This window comes from Azospirillum sp. TSO35-2 (assembly GCF_003116095.1).
GTDB lineage: Bacteria > Pseudomonadota > Alphaproteobacteria > Azospirillales > Azospirillaceae > Azospirillum.
In genome coordinates this window covers 424,983-448,242 of sequence record NZ_LGRA01000013.1, presented here as the reverse complement: position 1 = coordinate 448,242, position 23,260 = coordinate 424,983, and the positions used below count along the sequence as shown (strand labels likewise).

Sequence of the window (23,260 nt, the reverse complement as noted above, 5' to 3'; positions counted from 1 at the left end):
GACGCTGGCGGGCCGTCAATCCAGCTCCAGCAGGGGACCGAAGGCCTCCTCCAGGCTGCTGCGGTGCCGGCCGAGCTTCACCGGATTGCCGGGCGTCAGGTTCACCGCGCGGATCAGGCGGCGCACCACCCGGTCGTCCATTACGTCGACGTCGATGATGTTGATGCCGCCGTAATCCTGCTCGAACGCCGCCAAGGCCGACAGGCCGGCGCCGCAGGCCCAGGACAGCAGCATGCGGTTCACCCCGTCATGAGCGACCAGCGCCAGATGGGTCCAGCCCGGTTGCCGCACCAGCGCCTCGACGGCCGACACCACGCGGTCGCGCACGGCGGCGAAACCGTCGCCGCCGGCGAACCGCCCATCCTCGGTCGCGGTTTCGAAGCCGTAGACATAAGCGGCTTCACGGCGTTCCTTCGGCACTTCCGACAGGCGGCCGGCGCGGATTTCCAGAAAGTCGGGGTGGTCCTCCACCATCAGGCCATGCGGTGCGGCAACCGCTTCGGCCGTCTGCCGCGTGCGGGCAAGGCCGGAACACAGCACCCGGTCAAGCGGCACCCCGGCCAGCAGGGCGCCCGCCGCCTGCGCCTCCTCCCGCCCGCGGTCGGTCAGGGCGGCCAGCTTCGGGTTCAGCGGCTTGCCGGCGGCGTCGTAATAAGCGACATGGCCATGGCGCAGCAGGTAGAGGCGGCGGCGCGCGGCCGTTCCTTCCAGGGGTGGAAACAGGTTCATTGGCCGGCCCCCGTCCCTTCGGCGACCAGACGCTTTGGATTGCTCACCGCCAGCCTTGCCCGCGTGATGTCCTTCAGCACCGCCCGCAAGGCCGCCTGCCGGTCGGGCGCGTCGAAGCGTCCGGCGTCGATGGCGGCGCAGAGCCTCGGCAGCAAATCCGGAAGATCGCCATCCTCGCCCAGCAGGCCGCCGACGGCGGTGGCCAGGGCCGGCTCGGCCGTGGCGCCGGCCGTCAGCTCCCGTTCGGCCATTCCCAGCGCGTTGGCGATCATCAGCGCGGTGAAGCGCTGGTCGGCCGGCACCACCGGCAGGATCGCCTCGCGAAAGCTGCGGAGCGCGATGGCGACCAGATCGCGGGCGCCGGGATCGTCGTTGATCATGCTCGATCTCCGCTCATGGGGACGCCCCGACGCCGTCGAGGTGACGCAGGAGGTCCATTTCGATCTCCGGCAGCATGCGGCCGGTCAGCGCCAGCTCCAGCGACGGCTCGGTGCCGGAGATGTGGCGCTCCGCCTGCTGGATGGCGATGACCGCCCAGCGCATGCAGGCCGCGGCCTCCCAATAGGCGACGGCGGCCGGGTCCACCTTGCGTCCGGCGGTTTCCTCATAGCCGGCGTAGAGGTCGGCACGGTCGGCGATGCCGCCGGCCTCGCGGTCGTTGCGGCCGAAGCGCCAGCAGGCGGCGCAGAACCAGCCCAGATCCTCCATCGGGTCGGACCAGCCGGCGAACTCCCAATCGATGATCGCGGTCAACCGGTCCTCATCGACCATGTAGTTGCCGGTGCGGTAGTCGCGATGGCACAGCACGAGGTCGCCGGCCGGCGGCGCGTTCCGCTCCAGCCAGCGCAGGCCATAGGCCAGCACCGGATCGCTGGCGGCGTAGCGCCCGGCCCAGCGGCGGAAATCGGCCGCCGCCTGCAAGGCCGCCGTCGGTTCGGGCAGCGCCAGGAACTCCAGTCCGGCCTCCGCCCCCGTCCGGCCCGGCCGCACCCGATGGATCAGGCCAAGCTGCCGGCCGAGGTCGCGGGCCAGATCGCGCCGCGGCTCGTCGCTCTTGACCATGCGATGGCCGGCGGCGACGCCCGATGCCCGCCGCATGATGTAGAAGGGCGCCCCCAGCATCGCCGCATCGGCGCCGACGAACAGCGGCTCCGGCACGGTGGCACCGGCGGCGAAGACGGCGCGCAGGACCGCGGCCTCCTCCGCCTTGCCCAGGCTGGCCGACACGCCGGAGGCCGAACCGGTGCGCAGCACGCAGGCGTGGCGGCCGGACAGCGGACCGCCGTCGATCTCCAGCGTCACCGCGAGGTTGAGCGAGATGGCGCCGCCGCTGAGCCGCCCTTCGTCGATGACGGTGACCGCCCGCGCCCCGGCCTGCCCGGCCAGCCAGGATTGCAGCGCCGCTGTCCGCGCAGGATCGAGGCCGGGCTCGCCGCCGCTCACCGCCAGCCCCAGAAATCGTCACCCTCGGCGAGGTAACTGCGGCTCAGCACCATCTTGTGCACCTCCGACGCGCCGTCGACCAGCTTGGCCTGCCGGGCGTAGCGGTAGATCCACTCCAGCACCGTGTCCTTGGAATAACCACGCGCGCCGCAGAGCTGGATCGCCGTGTCGACCGCCTTGAACAGCGTGTCGGCGACCTGAACCTTGGCCATCGACACCTCCTTGCGGGCGAAGCTGCCGCTGTCCAGCGCGTGCGCCGCCTTCATGGTCAGCAGCCGGCCGATCTCGATCTGCATCGCCGTCTCGCCCAGCATCCACTGCACGCCCTCATGCTCGGCCAGCGGCATGCCGAAGCTCTCGCGCTCCTTGACGTAGGCCGCGGCGATCTCCAGGCAGCGCTTGGCAAGGCCGGTCCAGCGCATGCAATGGGTCAGCCGCGCCGGACCCAGCCGGATCTGCGTCGCCTTCAGCCCGTCGCCGACCTTCATCAACACATTCTCGTCCGGGATCTCCAACCCGTCGAAGACCAGTTCGCAGTGGCCGCCATGCTCCTCCGGCCCCATGATCGGGATGCGGCGCTCGATGCGCCAGCCGGGCTGGTCCTTGTCGAACAGGAAAGCGGTCAGCCCCTTGCGCGGATCGTCCGACGTGCGCGCCATCAGGATGAAGTGCTGCGCGGCGTCGGCCCCGGTGATGAACCACTTGCGGCCGGTGACGACCCAGCGGTCGCCCTTGCGCTCCGCCCGCGTCTTCATCATCGACGGGTCGGAGCCGCCGCCCGGATGCGGCTCGGTCATGGCGAAGGCGCTGCGCACCCGCCCTGCCACGATCGGGGCGAGCCAGCGTTCCTTCTGCGCCGGGGTGCCGACCATGCTCAAGAGCCGCATGTTGCCGTCGTCGGGGGCGGCGGCGTTGAAGCAGACCGGGCCGAAGATGGAGCGGTTCATCTCCTCGTAGCAGGCGGCGACGCCGACCATCGGCAGGCCCTGGCCGCCGACCTCCTTCGGCAGTTGCAGGGTCCACAGGCCAGCCGCCTTCACCTTGGCGCGCAGGGCCTCCAGCGGCGCCTCGGCGATGTTCTCGTGCTCGTCCCAGTTGGCGCGGTCGGCCTCGACGGGGAGGATCTCGTCCTCGACGAAGGCGCGGACGCGGCGACGGACGTCGTCCAGCTCCGGGGGAAGGGTGAAGTCCATGGAACCGTTCCGTTCGTTTAGAGGGAGGAGACCAGATGGCCGCCGTCGACGGCCAGCACCGATCCGGTCATGTAGGCGCCGGCATCGGACGCCAGCAGAAGCAGCGGGCCGTCCAGATCGGCCAGCCGGCCGAGCCGGCGCTGCGGGATGCGCTTGAGCAGCGCCTTGCCGGCGTCGCTGGCGAAGAAGTCGGCGTTCAGTTCGGTCTCGACATAGCCGGGGCAGAGCGCGTTGACGCGGATGTTGTGGCGAGCCAGTTCCAGCGCCATCGCCTTGGTCAGATGCACCAGCCCGCCCTTGGCGGCGATGTAGGACGACACCTGTCCCGCCACCCGCAGGCCGAGGATCGAGGCGATGTTGACGATGGCGCCACCCTGCCGGTCATCGCGCATGCGCTGCGCCACCGCGCGCGCCACACGGGCACAGCCGGTCAGGTTGGTGTCGACCACCCGGTCCCATTCCTCCTCGCTCATGTCGAGGAAGGGGCGCGTCGCGGTGACGCCGGCATTGTTGACGAGGATGTCGATGCGGCCCAGCGCCCCCCAGGCCTCCCCCACCGCGGCGGTGACGGAAGCGGGGTCGGTGACGTCCATGGCGACGACGACGGCGCTGCCACCCTCCGCTTCGATGGCGGCTCGGGTTTCGGCCAGCGCGTCGGTCCGCCGCGCGGCCAGCGCCACACGGGCACCCGCCTTCGCCAGGACACCGGCGAAATGGCGGCCAAGGCCGCTGGAGGCGCCGGTGACCAGCGCCGTCTTGCCGGTCAGGTCGATGGTGACGCTCATGCTTCCTCCCATGGCCGGGATCGTTTGGCGAGGCGACGGGGCACGGCCCCGAACAGCCCTCTTGAAAAATCGAGCGAGCGCTCGCTTTATATCTCTGCCGCTGATGATGCGCAAGAACGATCAGCGTTGCAAACGATAGGGCAGCCGGCATGAGCAGCTTGCGGGACTTCCAGGCGCGGCACGATCTGTCGATGGAGGCGCTGTGCGCCCGCATCCTGGAGCGGCATGCCGCGACCATCCGGGTGAAGAAGCCGGCGGTCGCCATCGCCAACCTCGCGCGCATCGTCGAAACCACGCTGATGCTGGCGAACCGCAAAGGCTTCCATTCGACCAGCCTGCGCGACCTGACCGAACAGTCGGGGCTGAGCATGGGGGCGCTCTACGCCTATTTCGACAGCAAGGACACGCTGCTGATGATGATCCTGGGACAGGTCGTCGGCGTGGTGGAGGAGGTGCTGGGCCATCCGCCGGACGGGCTGGCCAACGACCCGGCCGCCCGGCTGCGCTGGCTGCTGCGCACCCACCTGTTCCTGACCGAGACCATGCATCCCTGGTTCGTCTTCGCCTATATGGAGGCGAAGGCCTTCCCCAAGGACGGGCGCGACCTTGCCGTCAGCAGCGAGATGATGACGGAGGGCATGATCGCCAACGCCCTGGCCGACGGCGTCGCCCGCGGCCTGTGCGCGGTGCCCGACGTGACGATGGCGGCGGCGCTGATCAAGCCGATGCTGCAGGACTGGTACGTGAAGCGCGCCAAGCACCGCCGCCGCGGCATCACGCCGGATCTGTACGCCGAGCAGTTGATCGCCTTCGTCGAGGCGGCGGTGGGGCTGCGGCGGGCCTAGGCGGCGGACACCCGATCGCGCAGAACCCGCTTGCTCACCTTGCCGTTAGCGCCGCGCCGCCTCGATGGCGGCGACGTCGATCTTCTTCATGCCCATCATCGCTTGGAAGGCACGCTTGGCCTCATCGCCACCGACCGCCAGCGCTTCGGTCAGCACCCGCGGCGTGATCTGCCAGGAGATGCCCCATTTGTCCTTGCACCAGCCGCAGGCGCTTTCCTGGCCGCCGTTGCCGACGATCGCGTTCCAATAGCGGTCGGTCTCGTCCTGATCGTCGGTGGCGATCTGGAACGAGAAGGCTTCGTTGTGCTTGAACGTCGGGCCGCCATTGAGACCGAGGCAGGGAATGCCGGCGACGGTGAACTCGACGGTCAGCACCTCGCCGGCCTTGCCGGACGGGTGGTCGCCGGGAGCCCGGCAAATGGCGCCCACCGAACTGTCGGGAAACGTCTCGGCGTAGAAGCGGGCTGCAGCCTCGGCATCCTTGTCGTACCAAAGGCAGATCGTGTTCTTCGCGCTTGCCATTGCCTGTGCTTTCGCTGGCGAGCCGGTTCCGGCCCGGGTTTCCTCCGCACGCGGACCGCGGTCCGCCGTCAGCCCCGATGCTACACCACGACGTTGAAACGCGCTCGCGCCAACTGGTCGATCACACGAACCCAAATGGCTGATCGGCGATCCGTGCGGCGCCTTCGGGGACCGGCCGGCCGGATGGCGCCATGGCTGCGATGCACGGCAATTGATGCACGGCAATTCGACCACCGAATTCATGAGCCCCATCGATAGCTCCATGCGCCTTCCGGGGACTAATCGCCGGACGGCGCATCCCTTAGTGTCCTTCTCCACAGCCGCCCCCCGGGCGGGCATTGACCGGAGGATCGAAACCATGGACATCACGCGCGTCGGCTCGCAGCCATCCGTCAGGGGACCGGCCGACTGGTTCACCGGCACGGTCCGCATCGACCCGCTCTTCCAGGCGAACGCCCCGGCGCGGGCAACGAGCGCCAGCGTCACCTTCGAGCCCGGTGCCCGCACCGCGTGGCACACCCATCCGCTGGGACAGACGCTGATCGTCACCGCCGGCTGCGGCCGGGTCCAGCGCGAGGGCGGCCCGATCGAGGAGATCCGTCCCGGCGACGTGGTCTGGTTCGCTCCGGGCGAGAGGCACTGGCACGGCGCCTCGCCCACCACCGCCATGACGCACATCGCCATCCAGGAGCAGTTGGACGGCAAGGCCGTCGACTGGATGGAGAAGGTGACGGACGAGCAATACGGCGCGTGACGCCGTGTGAACGAGAAAAAAGGAGTTTCCCCATGGTCGTGAAAGCCTACGGCGCCCATGCCGCCGACAAGCCGCTGGAGCCGATCGGCATCACCCGCCGGGCCCCCGGCCCGCATGACGTCCAGATCGAGATCGCCTATTGCGGCGTCTGCCATTCCGACCTGCATCAGGTGCGGGCGGAATGGGCGGGCACGCTGTGGCCCTGCGTTCCGGGGCACGAGATCGTCGGCCGCGTCTCGGCGGTCGGCGGGCATGTGAAACGCTTCCGCGAGGGCGATCTGGTGGGGGTCGGCTGCATCGTCGACAGCTGCCGGCAGTGCGACGACTGCGGCGAGGGGCTCGAGAACTACTGCGACGGCATGATCGGCACCTACAATTTCCCGACGCCGGATGCGCCGGGCCATACGCTGGGCGGCTATTCGCAGCGGATCGTCGTGCACGAGCGCTATGCGCTGCGCATCAATCATCCCGAGGGGCAGCTCGCCGCGGTGGCGCCGCTGCTGTGCGCCGGCATCACCACCTATTCGCCGCTGCGCCACTGGCAGGCGGGGCCGGGCAAGAAGGTCGGCGTCGTCGGGATCGGCGGCCTCGGCCATATGGGGATCAAGCTGGCCCACGCGATGGGCGCCCATGTGGTGGCCTTCACCACCTCCGAATCGAAGCGGAAGGATGCCAGGGCGCTGGGCGCGGACGAGGTCGTGGTCTCGCGCAACACCGACGAGATGGCGGCCCACGCCAAGAGCTTCGACCTGATCCTGAACACCGTGGCCGCCCCGCACGACCTGGACGCCCTGCTGGTGCTGCTGAAGCGCGACGGGACGATGACGCTGGTCGGGGCGCCGGCCACGCCGCATCCCTCGCCCGACGTGTTCAACCTGATCACCAGGCGGCGGTCGATCGCCGGCTCGATGATCGGCGGCATCCCCGAAACGCAGGAGATGCTGGACTTCTGCGCCGAACGCGGCATCACCGCGGACATCGAGCTGATCCGGGCCGACGAGATCAACACCGCTTACGAACGGATGCTGAAGGGCGACGTGAAGTACCGCTTCGTGATCGACAACGCCTCGCTGTCGGCCTGATTTCCCCGCCTGCGGTCCGGACTGGTGCGGACTGCAGGCGGGGGCCGGCGATCGTGACGCCCCCGTGCACCGGAACCGGCGTCGCCTCCCTCAGTTCGACCGCAGCTTCAGAAGAAATTCGGCCGCTTCCGCACTGAGGGACCCGGCGTGGGCAGACAGGGCCTGGGCGTTGTCCAGCAGCGCCCGCGACGTTCTTCCACCACGACCGGCCGCGTCATGGACCTCGGAAATGTTCTTCGCCACTTCCATGGTGCCGGACGCCGCCTGGTGGACGTTGCGGGAGATCTCTTTCGTCGCGGCCCCCTGCTCTTCCACGGCGGCCGCGATGACGGTGCCGATCGCGCGGACCCGGTCGATGACGTCGCCGACCGTACGGATCTCGTCGACCGCGCTGTTCGTCGCCGTCTGAATGGCGGAAACCTGCCCGGCGATCTCGTCGGTGGCTTTCGCCGTCTGCACGGCGAGTGCCTTGACCTCGCTGGCGACGACGGCAAAGCCCTTTCCGGCTTCACCGGCGCGCGCCGCCTCGATCGTCGCGTTGAGCGCCAGGAGGTTGGTCTGCGAGGCGATCTGGTGGATGAGATCGACGACCGCGCCAATTCTCTGGACGGCATCCGCGAGCCCACCAATCTGGTTGTTCGCCTTGTTGGCCATCTCGGTCGCCTCGGCGGCAATGCTGGTCGAATCGCCCACCTGCCGGCCGATTTCATCGATGGAGCTTGTCAATTCCTCCGACGCGGCGGCCACGGTCTCCACGTTGGCGCTGGTCTGCTGCGTGATGGCGGACACCTCGGTCGCCAGACGGTCGGTCTCGTCGGCACCCTGGGCCATGGTCTGGGCATTGCGTTCCATGTCCGACGCCGCGGCGGTGATGCGGCAGACGACGTCTCCGAGCGACGCTTCGAACGACCTCGCCATGTCCTCCAGAACGCGTCGACGCTCGATCTCGGCATCGCGGGCCGCCACCACGCGTTCGTCCTCCAGCCGGCGCTTGTCCTTGGCGTTTTCCTTGAAGACCTGCACGGCCTCGGCCATCGCGGTGATTTCATCGGCGCCGCCAGTCGGGACCTCGACCTCCAGGTCGCCGGCGGCGATGCCCACCATGGCGCTCTCAAGGACGTTCAGGCGCCGGATGATGAGACGCCGGACGAAGATGGCGACGATGAGAACCGTCAAAAGCACGCACACGCCGCCGACCGAGACCATGGTGACGCGACCACGGCCGAGAACCTGATCGGTTTCCAGCATCGACGTGGCGATAGCCTCCTCCTCGTGCTGAACAAGAGCCTTGACGTCACGCGAGAGCTGTTCGGCGAGGCGGCGGTTGTGTGTTACGAGGTCCTGCGATGCCTTCAGGGTGTCGACCGCCGCCGTGCGGGTTTCGAGCAGGTTGTCGCGGCCGGACACGGCGTCGGTCAGGCTCTTCAGCGGTTTGGCGAGCGCCTCCTTCGCTTTTTCGGGCAGAGCCGATGCACGGGCGCCGAAGACGATGACCAGCGGCTCGGACTGGCCTTCGATGACCAGAAGCCGGTCCTCGTCCGTGGTGGCGAGGGACTCGGTCAGCAGGTTGCGGAGGTTCGCCAGGATGGATTCCATCTGGCGGACCGGTCGCAGAAGCTCATCCGCCTTGGCGAAGGCCACGGTCGCCGTCAGCCGCTCCGCCGCCGAAGCCTTCTCGTCGAGCATCTTCTCGCGCGCGGCACTCCATTCGTTGCTGAACAACGCCTTCGACGGAGAAATCCCATCGCCAAGCAAGCCGATCTCGGTCACCGCCCGGGTCAGCAGCTCGCGGCCGCGGTTTCCCAGCGTGATGCGCTTGGCCGCCGCCCGATCGAGCAGGTCGACGTTCGTCAGCAGATCCTTCGCCGCAGCCTGCACCCGTTCAAGGTCGCTGCCCTGCGTCTTCAACCTCTCCAGTTCACGCAGCACGCCTTCGAACTCACGCCGCTCCTCGGCGAGCCCGGCTGACAACGCGTCCTTTTCCGCCAGGGTTTCGACGGTGCTGAAGGACGGAGCCAGCGCGGCGATGCGCCCGGCGTGCTGCGACATCTTCAGGGCGCTCAGCGCGGACGGGACGTCCTGTGTCGTGATCTCTTCCAGCGTCCTCCCGATGTCCGCGTAGCCGACCAGCGCGACCGCGACGCCCAGAAGCGTGCAGCACGCCACGGCCGCGATCGACGCCTGCAGGCGGCCTTGCACACTCTTGAACCATGGGCGGCGAGTGGTTGAAGCGTTGGCGGTAGCAATCATGGGAAACACCTGTTGAATGGCCGCGGAGCTGTCGAACCCCGGGCGAACTGGCGAAGGCGGGCGGGTGAAGGCGGGCGGCCGGGGCCTTGGGCTCCGCCCGGGTGTCCGGCTATCGACCGGTCACTCCTTGACGATCTGCTCGATCCGCTTGCGGAGATCGGCGTAGCCGAGCGTCGTGTAGACGGCCCCGGTGGCCTCCCGGAACGGAGCCACATCGATCTCGTCGATCCGCTGGCCCTTGTCCCGCATCTGCTCCTCGATCTTGGCCAGGACCGCCCCCGTCGCACGCGACGCGGTGTCCCCGCCTTTCAGCGCCTCCTCGCGCAGGATGGCCTGATAGTCGGGCGGCAACTTGTCGAACCAGATGGCGCTGGTGACGAGGCCGGTGATCAGGTTGATGTGGCCCGTCTTGGTAACGACCTTTGCAACCTCGTGCAGGCGGGCGCCGTAGCTGGCGGTGTGCTGCGCCTCCACGCCGTCGATGACCTGCTGCTGCATGGCGGCGTAGACATCGGGCCACGCCATCGGCGTCGGGGTCGCCCCCATCGCCCGGACGGTCTCCATCCAGACCGGGGCGCCGGGTGTGCGCATGCGGATGCCGGCGAGATCGGCCGGCGAGCGGACCGGCTTGTTTGTCAGCAGGTGGCGCTCGCCCTGCCACCAGTTGAAGGAGAGAATCTGATAGCCGGCGTCCTGGCGCAGCCGGTCGTTCCACTGCTCGAACAGCGGGGACGTGACGATCTTGCGCATGCCCTCGTACCCCTGCGCGAGGTAAGGGGCGCCGAGGATGCCGAATTCCTTGACGGCCAGGGACAAGCGGCCACCGTCGACCACAACGGCGACGTTGGCGCCGAGGCTGGCCTGCTCCAGCAGATCCTCGTCCTTGCCGAGCTTGGACGCCGGGAAGAGGCGGATCTTCACCTTGCCCTGGGTCCGGCTCTCGACGTTGGCCTTGAACTGCTCAAGCCCCTTGTAGAGCGGATCCTGCTGCGTGAGCACCGTGTTGATGCTGAGCGAGTAGTCCGCCGCCCGCGCGCTTCCCACGCCGGCGGCAAAGAGCGCTGCCAACGCCAGAAGGCTGGAGCGGGCTAACAGAATGTTCATGGAAACCTCGACGGTGGAACAGTTTGGCGGTGGGCTGTGATTTCCCGCCTGGCCGAATACTCCCAGCCTTCCAAACCCTTTGGCACAAACAGAAACGAAGGACATAGTTATGCACTGCCATTAAGGAACAGTAAAAATGGCGAAATCACTTGGGCGTTCTTGCAACATGCCGAAGAGTTCTCGGTCACTGACCATCATATGCTCCACGATCCAGTCGTGCAGAAGGTGAACCACAGCCGTCATCTTCAACCCCTGGGCCATGTGGGCTTCCAGGTCGATCATGGCTGCGTCGCACCGGTCGTGTTGCTGCAGATGCTCCGTGATGAGGGGGTGTTGGTAACGCGCCAGAAAAGCCTCTTCCCGCTTCAGGTGCTGGCGGAGAAAGCGGGCGGTGTCGGTTGCGATCGTCCGTTGGGAGTGGTCCGACACCTGGGATTGAAGCGCGTGGCCAAGATCATTGAACAGAGCCACCAGGATCGAATGATCCAGGTCGATGTCGGGTATTCCGGTGGCAAGCGCCGGGGACCATTGCAGGGGCTGAACGCCCGGTCGCCAGCCACCGTCGGCGGCCGGCGTGGGATGACGCACGCTGGTCTCGATGGAGCCGGCGCCGCTTGAGCACGCTTCCGTTGCGCTGGCGCCATCGCCGCCGACACCCCGGCCATCCAGAACGGCTGCCCCGTGATGTTGAGCGCTGCCAATCCCCTGAAGCTGCGACACGAGCATCATCTGCCATACTAGAATATGTGTTGGCCGACGATGCCCCCCGGTCCGTTTGGGAGCAATGCAAATGTGTGCGCAAGGCATGCGACAAAACGGCACGTTGAATGACGGCAACGGCCTTCCAAGCGGTCACCGCCGCCGTGCACGTCCAAGGCCATGCTTTGCCCCCGTCCGGTCGCTCCGCCTGCGGGCGATTTGTGCAACAAAGCGCCGCAAGCAGGGTTACGATCGCGATGTCCGGGCAAGCGGACGACCGGTCCCCTTGGGCGCGCTAAGCCGTGCGATCGACGATCGGATCGTGCACGGTCTCCAGCCAGTCACCCAATCGCGCGACTTCGCCGGTCACCCGCAGGTCACCGGTGCCCAGGAAACGCTCGCGCGCCGTCTGATAGCTCGGGTCGGCGCTGGCTAGCGCGTTGAGTGTCCGCGCCGCCGCCGCCGTCACCTCGATCGTGACGTCCGCCCGCTCATCCCGTCGCGCGCCGATGCGAAAGGATGGTTCGCCGCCGACAATGTCGAAGCGGATGCCCTGGATGAGATCCTTGAACAGTTCGACCCCGTCGGTGTAGCGCTCGACCAGGGAGACGTTCAGGTCGGCCGGAAGGTTGGCCCGCGCTGCCGCCTCGGTCATCATCGTTCCGACCATTTCGAACCACGCCGTCGTGCCTTGGCGCAGCTTCGCGTGAGTGGTCATTCCCCTGCTCCTTTCGCGGGTCAATGGCTGGACGGTCCCTTGACCGGGCGTGGTCAATCGACGGTGAGGACGATCTTGCCCTGGACATGGCCTTCGGCGGCGCGCTCGTGGGCCTTCCGGGCCTCGGCCAGCGGAAAGCGGCTGTCGATGACGACGCGAATGGTGCCGTCGTCGAGAAGCCGCCCGATCTCCGCCAACTGCGCGCCGTTCGAACGGACCTGCGTCGCCGAAACCGTCACGCCCAGTTCCTTGGCCTCATCGGCGGCGTCGAAGCCCAGCGGGAATATCGGGAACAGGGCGCCGCCGCGCTTCAGCGTCTTCAGGAAGCGGCCGGTGGCCGGACCGCCCACGGCGTCGATGACGAGATCGACCCCGCGCACGACATCCTCGGGTCTGGTTGTGGTGTAATCGATGACCTCGTCGGCGCCGAGGTCGCGCAGAAGCGCCTCGTGCCGGCCGGAGGCAACGGCGATGACGCGCGCGCCCTGCCATCGGGCAAGCTGCAACGCCAGGTGCCCGGCGCCGCCGGCGGCGCCGTTCACCAGCACGGTCCTGCCCTCGAGCGGCACCGGCCGGTGCTGGTTCGGCTGCAGCGGGTTCGGTTCGTCGTGCCCCAGCGCGATCAGGAACTGCCAGGCGGTGAGCAGCGACATCGGCGCCGCGGCGGCGTGCGGGTGATCGATGCCGGCCGGCTTGCGCGCAACCTCCGACGCCGGCACGCCGACATACTCGGCGTAGGCCCGGCTGCCCCCCGCGAGGCCGGCCGGAAAGCGAACCATCGCATACACCTCATCACCGACCGAGACGGTCCCGACGTCGCCGGCGACCGCCGCGACGACGCCCGACACGTCCGTTCCCGGGATGAGGGGGAATGACACCTGCGGCCGCCATTCGGGGGGAAGCATCCGGTAACCGTCGCGCAGGTACCAGTCGGGTGGATTGAGCCCGACCGCGCGCACGCGGACGAGGACGTCGCCCGGCTGCAACTCGGGTTTGGGCGCATCTTCGTAGACCAGAACCTCGGGACCACCGAACGTGTGCAGCCGGACCGCTTTCATCGTATCGCTCATCGAACTCTCCATGGGGCATCCGTGTTCGACGGCTATATGATCCGCGCTTTCGAATTGATAATCGGCGCCGGCATCGCTTTAATCATGCCATGAAGGAACAAATTGGTCTGGAGCGGCTGACCGGCCTGATCGCGTTCGCGCGTGCCGGATCGCTGGGCAGCTACACCGCCGCCGCCCGGTCGCTGTCGATCTCGCCCTCGGCCGTCAGCAAGAGCGTGCAGCGGCTCGAACAGCATCTCGGGGTTTCGCTCTTCACCCGGACGACGCGTTCGCTGACGCTCACGCCGGAGGGCCGCGACCTGCATGAGCGGGCGCTCAGACTGCTGCGCGACGCCGAGGAGATCGAACAGACGGCGATGGCGGCGCGGGCGGAGCCGTCCGGCACGTTGCGGGTGGCGGCGCCGCTGCCGATCGGCGTCCATGTGATCGCGCCCGCGCTGCCGGCGTTCCGCAAGCTCCACCCCAAGGTGACGGTCGATCTGCGCCTGAACGACCGCATGGTCGACATCATCGAGGAGAGGATCGACGTCGCGGTGCGCATCGGCGAACTCGCCGACTCCCGCCTGCTGTCGCGCCGGCTGGCGCCGCACCGGCTCTGCTGCTTCGCATCGCCGGGCTATCTGGCGGCGCGCGGCGTTCCCTCCCACCCGGACGAGCTGGAGGGGCATGACACCGTCACCCTCCGCTTCCAGAGCACGGGCCAGACGCTGCGCTGGCCCTTCCGCGTTGGCGACCGGCTGATCGACATCGTGCCTCCGTCCGGCGTCGTCGTCGACGTGAGCGACGCGCTGGTCGCGACCCTGGCGGCCGGCGGCGGCATCGGCATCTGCGCGACCTTCATCGCGGCCCCCTATGTGGCGCGGGGCGAGCTGGTCCCGGTGCTTGCCGAATTCGCCGTCGAGCGGCACAACATCACGGCGCTGTGGCCGGAAAGCCGCCGCGCCAACCCCGCCGTGCGCGCCTTCCTGGCCCTGTTGCAGGACGTCTTCCAGGAACGGATGACGGCACCGGCGGGGCCCACCGGAACATCCGGCTGAAAACCCCCGTCCGGTGACGGAGGGGGCCGGACAGGGCCCCCTGCCACCGCCGCGTCAGCCGTTCGTTTCCAAGCCTTCGACGAGCACCAGGTGAAAGTCGGCCGCCGTCTCGCGGTGGCGCCGCGCCTCCTGGTATTCGGGAGACTGATAGCAAGCCTGGGCGGCCTCCATCGAATCGAACTCGATGATGACGCCGCGCGGCCGCTCGCTGCCTTCCAGCCAGTGCAGCCTGCCGCCGCGGGCCAGAGGGCGGCCGCCGTGCTTGGCGAAGGCGTCTCCCGCCCCCTTGGCGTAGAGCGCGTACCGCTCGGGATCGTGAACCTGGACCTGGGCGACCCAATAGGTCTTGGGCATGCGGCTTCCCCCACTTCAAGACAGGATTCTCACGCCTCGGCGGCGCTGGGCTGGGCTCCGTTGTCCAGCAGGGCCGGCTGCGACGCCTTGCCGGCCAGCGTCTCGGGCATGAAGAACAGGACGATCATTCCCATGAGGAAGATGACGGAACAGGCGCCGATGCCGAAACCCAGGCCGTAGGTCTTGGCCATGGCCCCGATGGTGACCGGGGTGACCACCGCGCCGATGCCGCGCCCGATGTTGAAGGAAAAGCCGCTGCCCATGGCGCGGATGTGCAGGGGGAACAGCTCCGCGAAGTAGGAGCCGAACAGGCCGAACACGCCGCCGAAGCTGAGCCCCATGATCGGGCTGATCCAGAACAGCAGGACGCCGTCGGGGATGAGCACGTAGAGCGGCACGATGATCGTGTCGGCGAGAAAGGCCAGCATCAGCGCCTTGCGCCGGCCGATCCGGTCGGCCAGGGCCGCGAACAGAAAATAGCCGAGGAACGCGCCGGTGAAGATGACGATGCTGAACACGCTCATGTATTCGATGCTGAGGCCGCGGACCTTCACCAGATAGGTCGGGATCCACGCGCTGACGCCCCAGAAGCCGCCCATCTGGCAGGCCGCGGCGATGGTGGCGCCGATGGTCAGCTTGGCAACGCCGGGCTGGAAGAGCTGGCCCAGGCTGACCCGCGGCTTGTCCCGCCGGACCGCGCGCTTCTCGTCGGCCGGCACCACCAGCCAGAACAGAAGGCCGACGACGATGGAGGTGCCGGTCAGGGCGAAGAGCATGCGCCAGCCGACCTCGGTCAGCAAAAAGCGGCCCATGACCGAGGCCAGGATGCCGCCCAGCGCGAAGGTGCTGAGCATGAAGCCGGCGGCGCGCGCCCGGTATTTCGGCGCCCAGTGGTCGGCGATCAGGGCGACGATGGGCCCCCACAATCCCCCCATGCCGATCCCCTGCAGGAAGCGCAGGACCATCAGCTGTTCCCAGGAACTGCACCAGTAGACCGCCAGGGTGAACACGCCGAACTCGATCAGCGAGATCACCGCCGCGTTCTTGCGGCCGAAATTCTCGGCGATCCAGCCGAACAGGATGCCGCCCAGCGCCGTGCCGATCATGGTGGCCGAGGCCAGCAGGCCCGCGTCGGTCAGCGAAATGTTCAGGGATGTGATGATGACGGGCATGCAGATCGCCAGGATCTGCAAGTCCAGGCTGTCATACAGATAGGCCAGGAACGTCATGATCAGGACGTTCCAGCGGTGCTGGCTGCCACTCGCGCTTGCATGCATGTGCGGACCTCCCGTGTCTGAAGCGGCTTTTGTTTTTTGAGCAGAGTTCACCCGACCCGCGATGCGGCGCGCCCACGACCCGGGGGCCCCATCGACGGGGGTTCCCACCAGCCGGTGGGTTGACGTTCATGCATTGGAAGCGGATGATTGATAATCCGCTTTTGACCACTTGGTAAATTGTAGGGACGCCAGCGTCGGCCTGTCAATAACGATGTGTGGGCCAACAAACGGATTGCGCCGCCGGGCCAGAGACGGGCAGCGAGGGCCGAAGGTAGCGTTTGACGCCAACCGCTCCATCCCCTAAAGCAGGACCCTCCGTCCACAACCGCGCCGGGCCCTCGTGCCGCCCTCCTCCAAGCCTCCCGCCGACGCCTCCCGGACCGTTGCCCCACGCCGGCGCCAGCGCCTGTCGACGGAGGAGCGGGAACGCCAGATCGTCGACGGCGCCATCCAGTTCTTTTCCGAACACGGGTTGACCGGGCAGATGCGGGAACTGGCCACGACGATCGGCGTCAGCCACCCGCTGGTGTTCCACTATTTCCCCAGCAAGAAGGCGCTGATCGAACGGGTCTACGCCGAGGTCTATCTCGGCCGCTGGAAGCCGGAATGGGAGCATCGGGTCAAGGACCGCAGCGAACCGTTCGAGGCCCGGCTGACGGGGGTCTACATCGACTACGCCCGCACCATCCTGACCAAGGAATGGGTGCGCATCCTGATCCATTCCGCGCTGGCCGATGGCTACATCAACGACCACTACCTGACCCTGGTGGGCGAACGCCTGCTGCGCCCCATCATCGGCGAGGCCCGGGCCGAACTCGGCCTCGACGACGACCGCGAGCCGACCGAGGCGGAGACCGAACTGATCTGGGGCCTGCACGGCGGCATCTTCTACATCGGTGTGCGCCACTGGATCTACGGGCACAAATTCCCGGAGAATCTGCCCCAGGTCGTCACCGACCGGGTGCGGGCCTTCATGCTCGCCGCCCGGGAGATCTTCCCGCGCGAGGCCGGCAAGCCGGCCGGCTGACCGCCTCCCCTCGATCTCCTTCCCTTAACCTTCCCCAAACGCCCCGGCGGACCGCAGGGCATGGCGCACGGTCGCTTATTGACCATCTGGAAAACAGCTTGACCGATATTGACCAACTGGTAAATACTGACCGGCAAGCAAGGGGCCCGCCCCACAAGAACGGAGGAAGCCAGTGGAACTCACCGGCGAACAGAGGATTGCCGCGCCGCGCCAGCGCGTGTGGGAGTCGCTGAACGACCCGCGGATCCTGAAGCACTGCATTCCGGGCTGCGAGGACGTCATCCGCCACAGCGACACCGAGTTCGAGGCCAGGGTGCTGACCAAGGTCGGACCGCTGCGCGCCCGCTTCTCCGGCCGGGTGGAGATGTGCGAGATCGACGCGCCGGTGGGCTGCACCCTGCGGTTCGAGGGCGGCGCCGGCGCGGTCGGCATGGCGCGCGGCCAATCGCGGGTGACGCTGGAGGACGCGCCGGACGGCACCCTGCTGCGCTACGCCGCGGAGGCCGCCGTCGGCGGCAAGCTGAGCCAGATCGGCGGGCGCCTGATCGATGCCTCGGCCCGCAAGATGGCCGACGATTTCTTCCGCGCCTTCAACGACCGCCTCAGCCGTCCGGCCGAGCCCACCGCCGACGAGGCGCCCGCTGGTGCCGGACCCCAGCCCGATGCCCCCCGGCCCGATGCCCCCTGGGCGGAGGCGCCGCGACCGCCGGCGGCGGCCGTTGCGACGGCGGTCCATGCCGGCGGCTGGGGCGGCGAGTTGCAGCGCGTCTTCTGGCTGGCCACCGGCGCGGTCCTGGGCGGCGCCATCGGCTACCTCCTCCACCTCTGACACGCCCCCATCGGGCCCTCAACGATCGCGAACGCGAAAAGGAACGACATGACCATCCATGACGCCGTGCCCCACTGGATCGGCGGCGGCGAACATCGCGGCACCGGGCAGCGCCGGGGCGACGTCTTCGATCCGGCCACCGGCGAGGTGCTGCGCACCGTCGCTTTCGCCGACGACGCCGATGTGGACGCCGCCGTCGCCTCGGCGAGGCGGGCCCTGCCGGGATGGCGCGCGACGACGCCGCTGCGCCGGTCGCGCATCCTGCAGACCTACCTGACGCTGCTGCGCCAGAACGAGCGCGAGCTGGCCGCCATCGCCTCGCAGGAGCACGGCAAGACGCTGGACGACGCGCTCGGCTCGGTGCGCCGGGGGATCGAGGTGGCCGAGTTCGCCTGCGGCATCCCCCACCTGCTGAAGGGCGAGCACGCCGCCGACGTCGGCACCGGCGTCAACGCCTATTCGCTGCGCCAGCCGGTCGGCGTCTGCGTCGGCATCACGCCGTTCAACTTCCCCGTCATGGTGCCCATGTGGATGTTCCCGATGGCCATCGCCTGCGGCAACAGCTTCGTGCTGAAGCCGTCGGAGAAGGTGCCGTCCTGCAGCGTGATGCTGGCCCGGCTGTTCTCGCAGGCCGGCCTGCCCGACGGCGTGCTGAACGTGGTCCATGGCGACAAGACGGCGGTCGACGCCCTGCTGGACCACCCCGACGTGGCGGCGGTGTCCTTCGTCGGCTCCACCCCGATCGCGCGCAGCATCTACGAGACCTGCGCCCGCAACGGCAAGCGCGTGCAGGCGCTGGGCGGCGCCAAGAACCACGCCGTCGTGATGCCCGACGCCGACCTCGATTTCACCACCGAGGCGCTGATCGGCGCCGCCTTCGGCTCGGCCGGCGAACGCTGCATGGCGATTTCCGTGGCCGTGGCGGTGGGCGACGTCGCCGACCCGCTGGTCGAGCGTCTGGCCGCCCGCGCCCGCGCGCTGAAGACCGGCCCCGGCATCGAGCCCGGCGTCGACATGGGACCGTTGATCACCGGCGCACACCGCGACAAGGTGCGCGGCTATGTCGACGCCGGCGAGCGCGAGGGCGCCGCCCTGGTGGTGGACGGCCGCGGCGTCGCGGTTCCGGACCGTGGCAACGGCTTCTATGTCGGGCCGACGCTGTTCGACAAGGTCGAGCCGTCGATGACCATCTACCGTGACGAAATCTTCGGCCCGGTCCTGTCGGTGGTGCGCGTGCCGACGCTGGAGGCGGCGATCGCCCTGATCAACGGCAACGCCTTCGCCAACGGCACGGCGATCTTCACCGGTTCGGGCGCCGCCGCCCAGCTGTTCGAGGAAACCGTCGAGGTCGGCATGGTCGGCATCAACGTGCCGATTCCCGTGCCGATGGCCTTCTTCTCGTTCGGCGGCTGGAAGAACTCGCTGTTCGGCGACCTGCATGTCCACGGCACCGAAGCCATCAAGTTCTACACGCGGACCAAGGCCGTCACCGCACGCTGGCGGTTCGCCGGCGCCGGCGCCCCCACCCTCGTGATGCCCACCCTGGGCTGAACCGCCCCGGGTTGACCTGGAGGATCTCCGTCATGAAGGCGCCCCCCTTCGCATACCGGCGCGTCGCGAGCGTCGCCGCCGCCTCGGCCCTGCTGCGCGAGCACGGCGACGGGGCCCGGCTGATCGCGGGGGGGCAGACCCTGCTCGCCACCCTCGGGATGCGGCTGTCCGAACCGTCGCTGCTGATCGACATCCGGGGCATCGCCGAGATGCAGGGCATCGCGGTGACCGGCGGGCATCTGCGCATCGGGGCGCTCGCCCGCCACGTCGATGTCGAGCGCTCCGCCCTGGTTGCCCAGCACCTGCCGCTGCTGTCGCTGGCCGCCCCCCACGTCGCCCACGCCGCCATCCGCAACCGCGGCACCTTCGGCGGCTCCATCGCCTTCGCCGATCCGGCGGCGGAATGGCCGGCCTGCGCCGTGGCGGCCGATGCCGCGCTGGTCCTGAGCGACGGCACCACCAGCCGGACGGTCGAGGCCGCCGACTTCTTCCTCGGCCTGTACCAGACGGATCTGCGCCCGGACGAACTCATCACCGCCGTGCGGTTTCCCCTGCCCGGCCGCCATCGCCGCTTCGCCTTCACCGAACTGGCCCGCCGCCACGGCGACTACGCCACGGTGGGGCTGGCCCTGGCCGGGGACTGGGTGGAGGGCCGGTTGCACGATCCGAGGATCGTCTATTTCGGCGTCGGCGGCACGCCGGTGCGGGCGGTCGCGGCGGAGGCCGCCCTGGCCGGCGGCCGCGCCGAGCCGGAAACCCTCGAACGGGCGGTGGCCGAACTGGGCGGCGAGCTGTCCCCGTCCGGCGACCTCTACACCAGCGCCGCGACCAAGCTCCACCTCGCCGGCGTGCTGCTGCGCCGGGGCATCCAGTCTCTCATCCCGGGGGAAGGACAGACGTGACCGACAAGATCCTGGTCAACATGACCGTCAACGGCATGGTGTGCGAGCGCTGGATCGAGCCGCGCCTGCATCTCGGCGACTTCCTGCGCGAGGAGCTGGGGCTGAAGGGCACCCATCTCGGCTGCGAGCATGGGGTGTGCGGCGCCTGCACGGTGGTGGTGGACGACGAGATCGTGCGCTCCTGCCTGACGCTGGCCGTCCAGGCCGACGGCGCCATGGTGGAAACCATCGAGGGCAAGTCCGAAAGCGGTGCGCTCCGCGACCTCCAGGACGCCTTCCTGGAGCGCAACGCCCTGCAATGCGGCTTCTGCACCGCGGGCCTGCTGCTGACCGCCGACGCCCTGCTGCAGGCCGAGCCCGAGGCCGACCGCGCGCGCATCCGCGACCATATTTCCGGCAACTACTGCCGCTGCACCGGCTACCACGCCGTCGTCGACGCCATCGAAACCGTGGGCCGGCAGCGCCGATCCGGTGGACGGGGACACCGCCATGAATAAGATCGCACCACACCCCGCCGCCACCACCGTCGAGCCCTTCGTCGGCCGCGGCGTGTCGCGCCCCAACGCCCGCCGTCTGGTGGAGGGACGGGGCACCTATGTCGACGATGTCGAGCTGCCGCGCATGGTCCATGTCGCCTATCTGCGCAGCCCCCACGCCCACGCCCGCATCCTGCGGATCGATGCCGCCGCGGCGCTGGACCTGCCGGGGGTGGTCGCCGTCGTCGATGGCCGCCAGCTGGCGGAAACCTGCGCGCCCTTCGTCGGCACGCTGTCGCATCTGGCCGGCATGCGGTCGCCGCCGCAGCACGCCATGGCCGTCGACCGCGCCTGCTGGCAGGGGGAGGCGGTGGTGGCGGTGGTGGCGCAGACCCGCGCCGAGGCCGAGGACGCCCTGCAGGCGATCCAGGTGGAGTGGGAGGTGCTGCCGGCGGTGACGCGGATGGACAGCGCCCTGGAGCCCGGGACGCCGGTGATCCACCCCGATCTCGGCAGCAACCTCTGCTTCCACCGGGAGATCGACAGCGGCGGCGTGGACGCCGTCTTCGCCGCCGCGGACGTCGTGGTGGAGGAAACCTACGAGTTCGGGCGCCACACCGGCGTCACCCTGGAACCCCGCTCGGTCCTGGCCGACTTCAACCCGGCCGAACGGCGCCTGACCGTCCACCATTCCCATCAGGCCCCCCACATGATGGGCGACCTCTACGCCCGGCTGATGGGCATCCCCGAGGCGGACGTCCGGGTGCTCTGCAAGGACGTCGGCGGGTCGTTCGGCCTCAAGGTCCACGCCTACGCCGACGATTTCGCCACCGTCGCCCTGTCGGTGCTGCTGGGACGGCCGGTCAAGTTCGTCGCCGACCGGCTGGAGTCCTTCGTCACCGACATCCACGCCCGCGAACACCGGGTCAAGGCCCGGCTGGCGCTGACCCGCGACGGCCGCTTCCTGGGCTTCGACATCGCCGACCTGACCGGCGTCGGCCCCTATTCCATGTATCCCCGCACCAGCGCGGTGGAGGGCAACCAGGTCATCAACCTGTGCGGCGGCCCCTACGACCATCCCCACTACCGCGCCACCCTGGACGTCGTGTTCCAGAACAAGGTGCAGACCAGCCAGTACCGCGGCGTCGGCCATCCCGTGGCCTGCGCCGTGACCGAGGGGATCGTCGATCTGGCCGCGGCGACGCTGGGGATCGATCCGTTGGAACTGCGCCGGCGCAACCTGATGGCCGACGACAGTTTCCCCCGCAAGGGAGCGTCGGGCATCCTGCTGGAGAGCCTGTCCCACCAGCGCTGCCTCGCCCGGCTGGAGGAGATGGTGGATTTCGCCGCCCTGCGCCGCGACCAGGCCGAGCGGCGCGCCCGGGGCATCCATCGCGGCATCGGCATCGCCGTGCTGATCGAGCTGACCAACCCCGGCGCCGCCTTCTACGGCACCGGCGGCGCGCGCATCGCCTCGCAGGACGGCGCCACCGTCCGGCTGGATCCGACCGGAATCGTCCATTGCGCCAGCGGCGTCGGCGAACAGGGCCAGGGCACCGAGACCATCTTCGCCCAGATCGTCGCCGACGAGGTCGGGGTGCCGATGGACCGGGTCCGGGTGCTGACCGGCGACACCGCCGCCACCCCCTATGGCGGCGGCACCTGGGCGTCGCGCGGGGCCGGGATCGGCGGCGAGGCGGTGCTCCAGGCCAGCCGGCAGTTGCGCGCCAACCTGCTGGAGTTCGCCGCCGTCCACCTGGAGCTTCCGGTGGAGCGGCTGCGCATCGCCGGCGGCGCGGTGATCGACACCGCCGAGGGTGTCCCGCTGATGGATGTGGCCGAGCTGGGCCGCCTCGCCCATTTCCGCCCGGACCTGCTGCCCGCGGGCTTCCAGCCGGAACTGGTGGTGACGCGCCATTACGCCCAGCGCGACTATCCCTTCATCTTCACCAACGGCATCCAGGTTTCCCATGTCGAGGTGGATGTGGAGACCGGCGTCGTGACGCTGCTCAAGCACTGGGTGGTCGAGGATTGCGGCCGGGTGATCAATCCCCTGCTGGTCGACGAGCAGATCCGCGGCGCCGTCGTGCAGGGGCTGGGCGGCGTGCTGTTCGAGGAATGCCTGTATGACGAGAACGGCCTGCTCCGCAACGGCAGCATGGCCGACTATCTGGTCCCGATGGCCGGCGAGATGCCGGACATCGAGGTCGCCCACGTCGAAACGCCGACGCGCTCGTCCGAACTGGGCGCCAAGGGCGCCGGCGAGGCCGGGACGGCCGGGGCGCCGGCGGCGGTCATGAACGCGATCAACGACGCCCTGCGGCCGTTCGCCGTCCGCCTGACGTCGCAGCCGATCACCCCGGAAAAGATCCTGCGCGCCCTGCACCCCCATCTCGCCGACTGACCGCTCCCGACCCGACCCGCTCGGCCGGCCCGAGCGGGCGCATGCCGCTCGCCCGCCGGCCGGCGAATCCGAAAGGTGAGGCGAGCGGCCCGCCGCCCGACCTTTTGGTTGTGCGGCCCATCCCAAAGCAGCCGCGCCTCCGCTGGCATCTGCTCCGAATTTGCAGTAAAGACCCCTCGGATTACACCAGCCCGCTGCATCTCTGCTTT

Annotated in this window: 23 protein-coding genes; 10 read left to right on the top strand and 13 right to left on the bottom strand. The window is 68.9% G+C overall.

What is annotated here, in order from left to right; translation table 11 throughout:
- Positions 1-15: 15 nt before the first annotated feature.
- Genes TSO352_RS09395 through TSO352_RS09375 form a run of 5 tightly spaced genes read right to left on the bottom strand, consistent with a single transcriptional unit; the run spans position 16 to position 4,150 of the window.
- Positions 16-729, bottom strand: coding sequence for a histidine phosphatase family protein (locus TSO352_RS09395; RefSeq protein ID WP_109107073.1), 714 nt, complete (start codon positions 727-729; stop codon positions 16-18).
- Positions 726-1,109 (bottom strand): DUF6285 domain-containing protein, encoded by a 384-nt coding sequence (locus TSO352_RS09390; protein WP_109107072.1) that lies wholly within the window; start codon positions 1,107-1,109, stop codon positions 726-728. The genes TSO352_RS09395 and TSO352_RS09390 overlap by 4 nt, the downstream gene beginning before the upstream one ends.
- 13 nt (positions 1,110-1,122) lie before the next feature.
- Positions 1,123-2,172: a phosphotransferase family protein gene (locus TSO352_RS09385; protein ID WP_109107071.1), complete on the bottom strand. Its 1,050-nt coding sequence runs from the start codon at positions 2,170-2,172 to the stop codon at positions 1,123-1,125.
- Positions 2,169-3,365, bottom strand: coding sequence for an acyl-CoA dehydrogenase family protein (locus TSO352_RS09380; RefSeq protein ID WP_109107070.1), 1,197 nt, complete (start codon positions 3,363-3,365; stop codon positions 2,169-2,171). The genes TSO352_RS09385 and TSO352_RS09380 overlap by 4 nt, the downstream gene beginning before the upstream one ends.
- Positions 3,366-3,382: 17 nt before the next feature.
- Entirely contained in the window at positions 3,383-4,150 is a 768-nt protein-coding gene (locus tag TSO352_RS09375) for a glucose 1-dehydrogenase (RefSeq protein WP_109107069.1), read from the bottom strand.
- A 149-nt stretch (positions 4,151-4,299) separates the two neighbouring features.
- Here TSO352_RS09375 and TSO352_RS09370 point away from each other — a divergent pair, with 149 nt between their 5' ends.
- A complete protein-coding gene (locus TSO352_RS09370; protein ID WP_109107068.1) occupies positions 4,300-4,995 on the top strand; it encodes a TetR/AcrR family transcriptional regulator in 696 nt (231 codons plus the stop codon).
- A gap of 45 nt (positions 4,996-5,040) precedes the next feature.
- On the opposite strand, the gene TSO352_RS09365 is transcribed toward TSO352_RS09370, so the two are convergent.
- A complete protein-coding gene (locus TSO352_RS09365) occupies positions 5,041-5,517 on the bottom strand; it encodes a VOC family protein (RefSeq protein ID WP_109107067.1) in 477 nt (158 codons plus the stop codon).
- A gap of 358 nt (positions 5,518-5,875) precedes the next feature.
- On the opposite strand from TSO352_RS09365, the gene TSO352_RS09360 reads away from it, so the two are divergent.
- Positions 5,876-6,271, top strand: a complete 396-nt coding sequence (locus TSO352_RS09360) for a cupin domain-containing protein (protein WP_109107066.1) — start codon at positions 5,876-5,878, stop codon at positions 6,269-6,271.
- Between the two features lie 32 nt (positions 6,272-6,303).
- On the top strand, positions 6,304-7,353 hold the full coding sequence (locus TSO352_RS09355; protein ID WP_109107065.1) for an NAD(P)-dependent alcohol dehydrogenase: 1,050 nt from the start codon (positions 6,304-6,306) through the stop codon (positions 7,351-7,353).
- A gap of 90 nt (positions 7,354-7,443) precedes the next feature.
- Here the strand turns inward: TSO352_RS09355 and TSO352_RS09350 are convergent, their stop codons facing one another.
- The 5 genes from TSO352_RS09350 to TSO352_RS09330 all read right to left on the bottom strand — a co-directional run bounded on the left by TSO352_RS09350 (position 7,444) and on the right by TSO352_RS09330 (position 13,194).
- Positions 7,444-9,603 (bottom strand): methyl-accepting chemotaxis protein, encoded by a 2,160-nt coding sequence (locus TSO352_RS09350; RefSeq protein ID WP_109107064.1) that lies wholly within the window; start codon positions 9,601-9,603, stop codon positions 7,444-7,446.
- A 120-nt stretch (positions 9,604-9,723) separates the two neighbouring features.
- Positions 9,724-10,707 (bottom strand): C4-dicarboxylate TRAP transporter substrate-binding protein, encoded by a 984-nt coding sequence (locus tag TSO352_RS09345; protein ID WP_109107063.1) that lies wholly within the window; start codon positions 10,705-10,707, stop codon positions 9,724-9,726.
- 120 nt (positions 10,708-10,827) lie between these two features.
- The gene (locus tag TSO352_RS09340) at positions 10,828-11,436 is read right to left on the bottom strand and encodes a hemerythrin domain-containing protein (protein ID WP_158284560.1); all 609 of its coding nucleotides are present in this window, start codon (positions 11,434-11,436) and stop codon (positions 10,828-10,830) included.
- A gap of 265 nt (positions 11,437-11,701) precedes the next feature.
- The gene (locus tag TSO352_RS09335; protein WP_109107061.1) at positions 11,702-12,124 is read right to left on the bottom strand and encodes a hypothetical protein; all 423 of its coding nucleotides are present in this window, start codon (positions 12,122-12,124) and stop codon (positions 11,702-11,704) included.
- Between the two features lie 53 nt (positions 12,125-12,177).
- Positions 12,178-13,194, bottom strand: coding sequence for an NADP-dependent oxidoreductase (locus tag TSO352_RS09330; protein ID WP_109107060.1), 1,017 nt, complete (start codon positions 13,192-13,194; stop codon positions 12,178-12,180).
- A gap of 89 nt (positions 13,195-13,283) precedes the next feature.
- Between TSO352_RS09330 and TSO352_RS09325 the strand changes: the two genes are divergently transcribed.
- Positions 13,284-14,231: a LysR family transcriptional regulator gene (locus TSO352_RS09325; RefSeq protein WP_109107059.1), complete on the top strand. Its 948-nt coding sequence runs from the start codon at positions 13,284-13,286 to the stop codon at positions 14,229-14,231.
- Positions 14,232-14,285: 54 nt separating this feature from the next.
- Here TSO352_RS09325 and TSO352_RS09320 read toward each other — a convergent pair whose 3' ends face one another.
- Both TSO352_RS09320 and TSO352_RS09315 read right to left on the bottom strand, forming a co-directional pair.
- Positions 14,286-14,585, bottom strand: a complete 300-nt coding sequence (locus tag TSO352_RS09320; RefSeq protein WP_109107058.1) for a DUF1330 domain-containing protein — start codon at positions 14,583-14,585, stop codon at positions 14,286-14,288.
- A 29-nt stretch (positions 14,586-14,614) separates the two neighbouring features.
- On the bottom strand, positions 14,615-15,862 hold the full coding sequence (locus tag TSO352_RS09315; RefSeq protein WP_109107057.1) for an MFS transporter: 1,248 nt from the start codon (positions 15,860-15,862) through the stop codon (positions 14,615-14,617).
- Positions 15,863-16,202: 340 nt separating this feature from the next.
- Between TSO352_RS09315 and TSO352_RS09310 the strand changes: the two genes are divergently transcribed.
- The 6 genes from TSO352_RS09310 (at position 16,203) to TSO352_RS09285 (ending at position 23,051) form a co-directional block, all read left to right on the top strand.
- A complete protein-coding gene (locus tag TSO352_RS09310; RefSeq protein WP_109107056.1) occupies positions 16,203-16,889 on the top strand; it encodes a TetR/AcrR family transcriptional regulator in 687 nt (228 codons plus the stop codon).
- A gap of 172 nt (positions 16,890-17,061) precedes the next feature.
- Positions 17,062-17,718 carry a carbon monoxide dehydrogenase subunit G gene (locus TSO352_RS09305; RefSeq protein WP_109107055.1) on the top strand — a complete coding sequence of 219 codons (657 nt, stop codon included), beginning with the start codon at positions 17,062-17,064 and terminating at the stop codon, positions 17,716-17,718.
- A gap of 48 nt (positions 17,719-17,766) precedes the next feature.
- Positions 17,767-19,269: a CoA-acylating methylmalonate-semialdehyde dehydrogenase gene (locus TSO352_RS09300; protein WP_109107054.1), complete on the top strand. Its 1,503-nt coding sequence runs from the start codon at positions 17,767-17,769 to the stop codon at positions 19,267-19,269.
- 32 nt (positions 19,270-19,301) lie between these two features.
- Entirely contained in the window at positions 19,302-20,171 is an 870-nt protein-coding gene (locus TSO352_RS09295) for an FAD binding domain-containing protein (protein WP_109107053.1), read from the top strand.
- Entirely contained in the window at positions 20,168-20,668 is a 501-nt protein-coding gene (locus tag TSO352_RS09290) for a (2Fe-2S)-binding protein (protein WP_247871996.1), read from the top strand. Before TSO352_RS09295 ends, TSO352_RS09290 begins: the two co-directional genes overlap by 4 nt.
- Positions 20,661-23,051 carry a xanthine dehydrogenase family protein molybdopterin-binding subunit gene (locus TSO352_RS09285; RefSeq protein WP_109107377.1) on the top strand — a complete coding sequence of 797 codons (2,391 nt, stop codon included), beginning with the start codon at positions 20,661-20,663 and terminating at the stop codon, positions 23,049-23,051. The genes TSO352_RS09290 and TSO352_RS09285 overlap by 8 nt, the downstream gene beginning before the upstream one ends.
- The last annotated feature ends 209 nt before the right edge of the window (positions 23,052-23,260 follow it).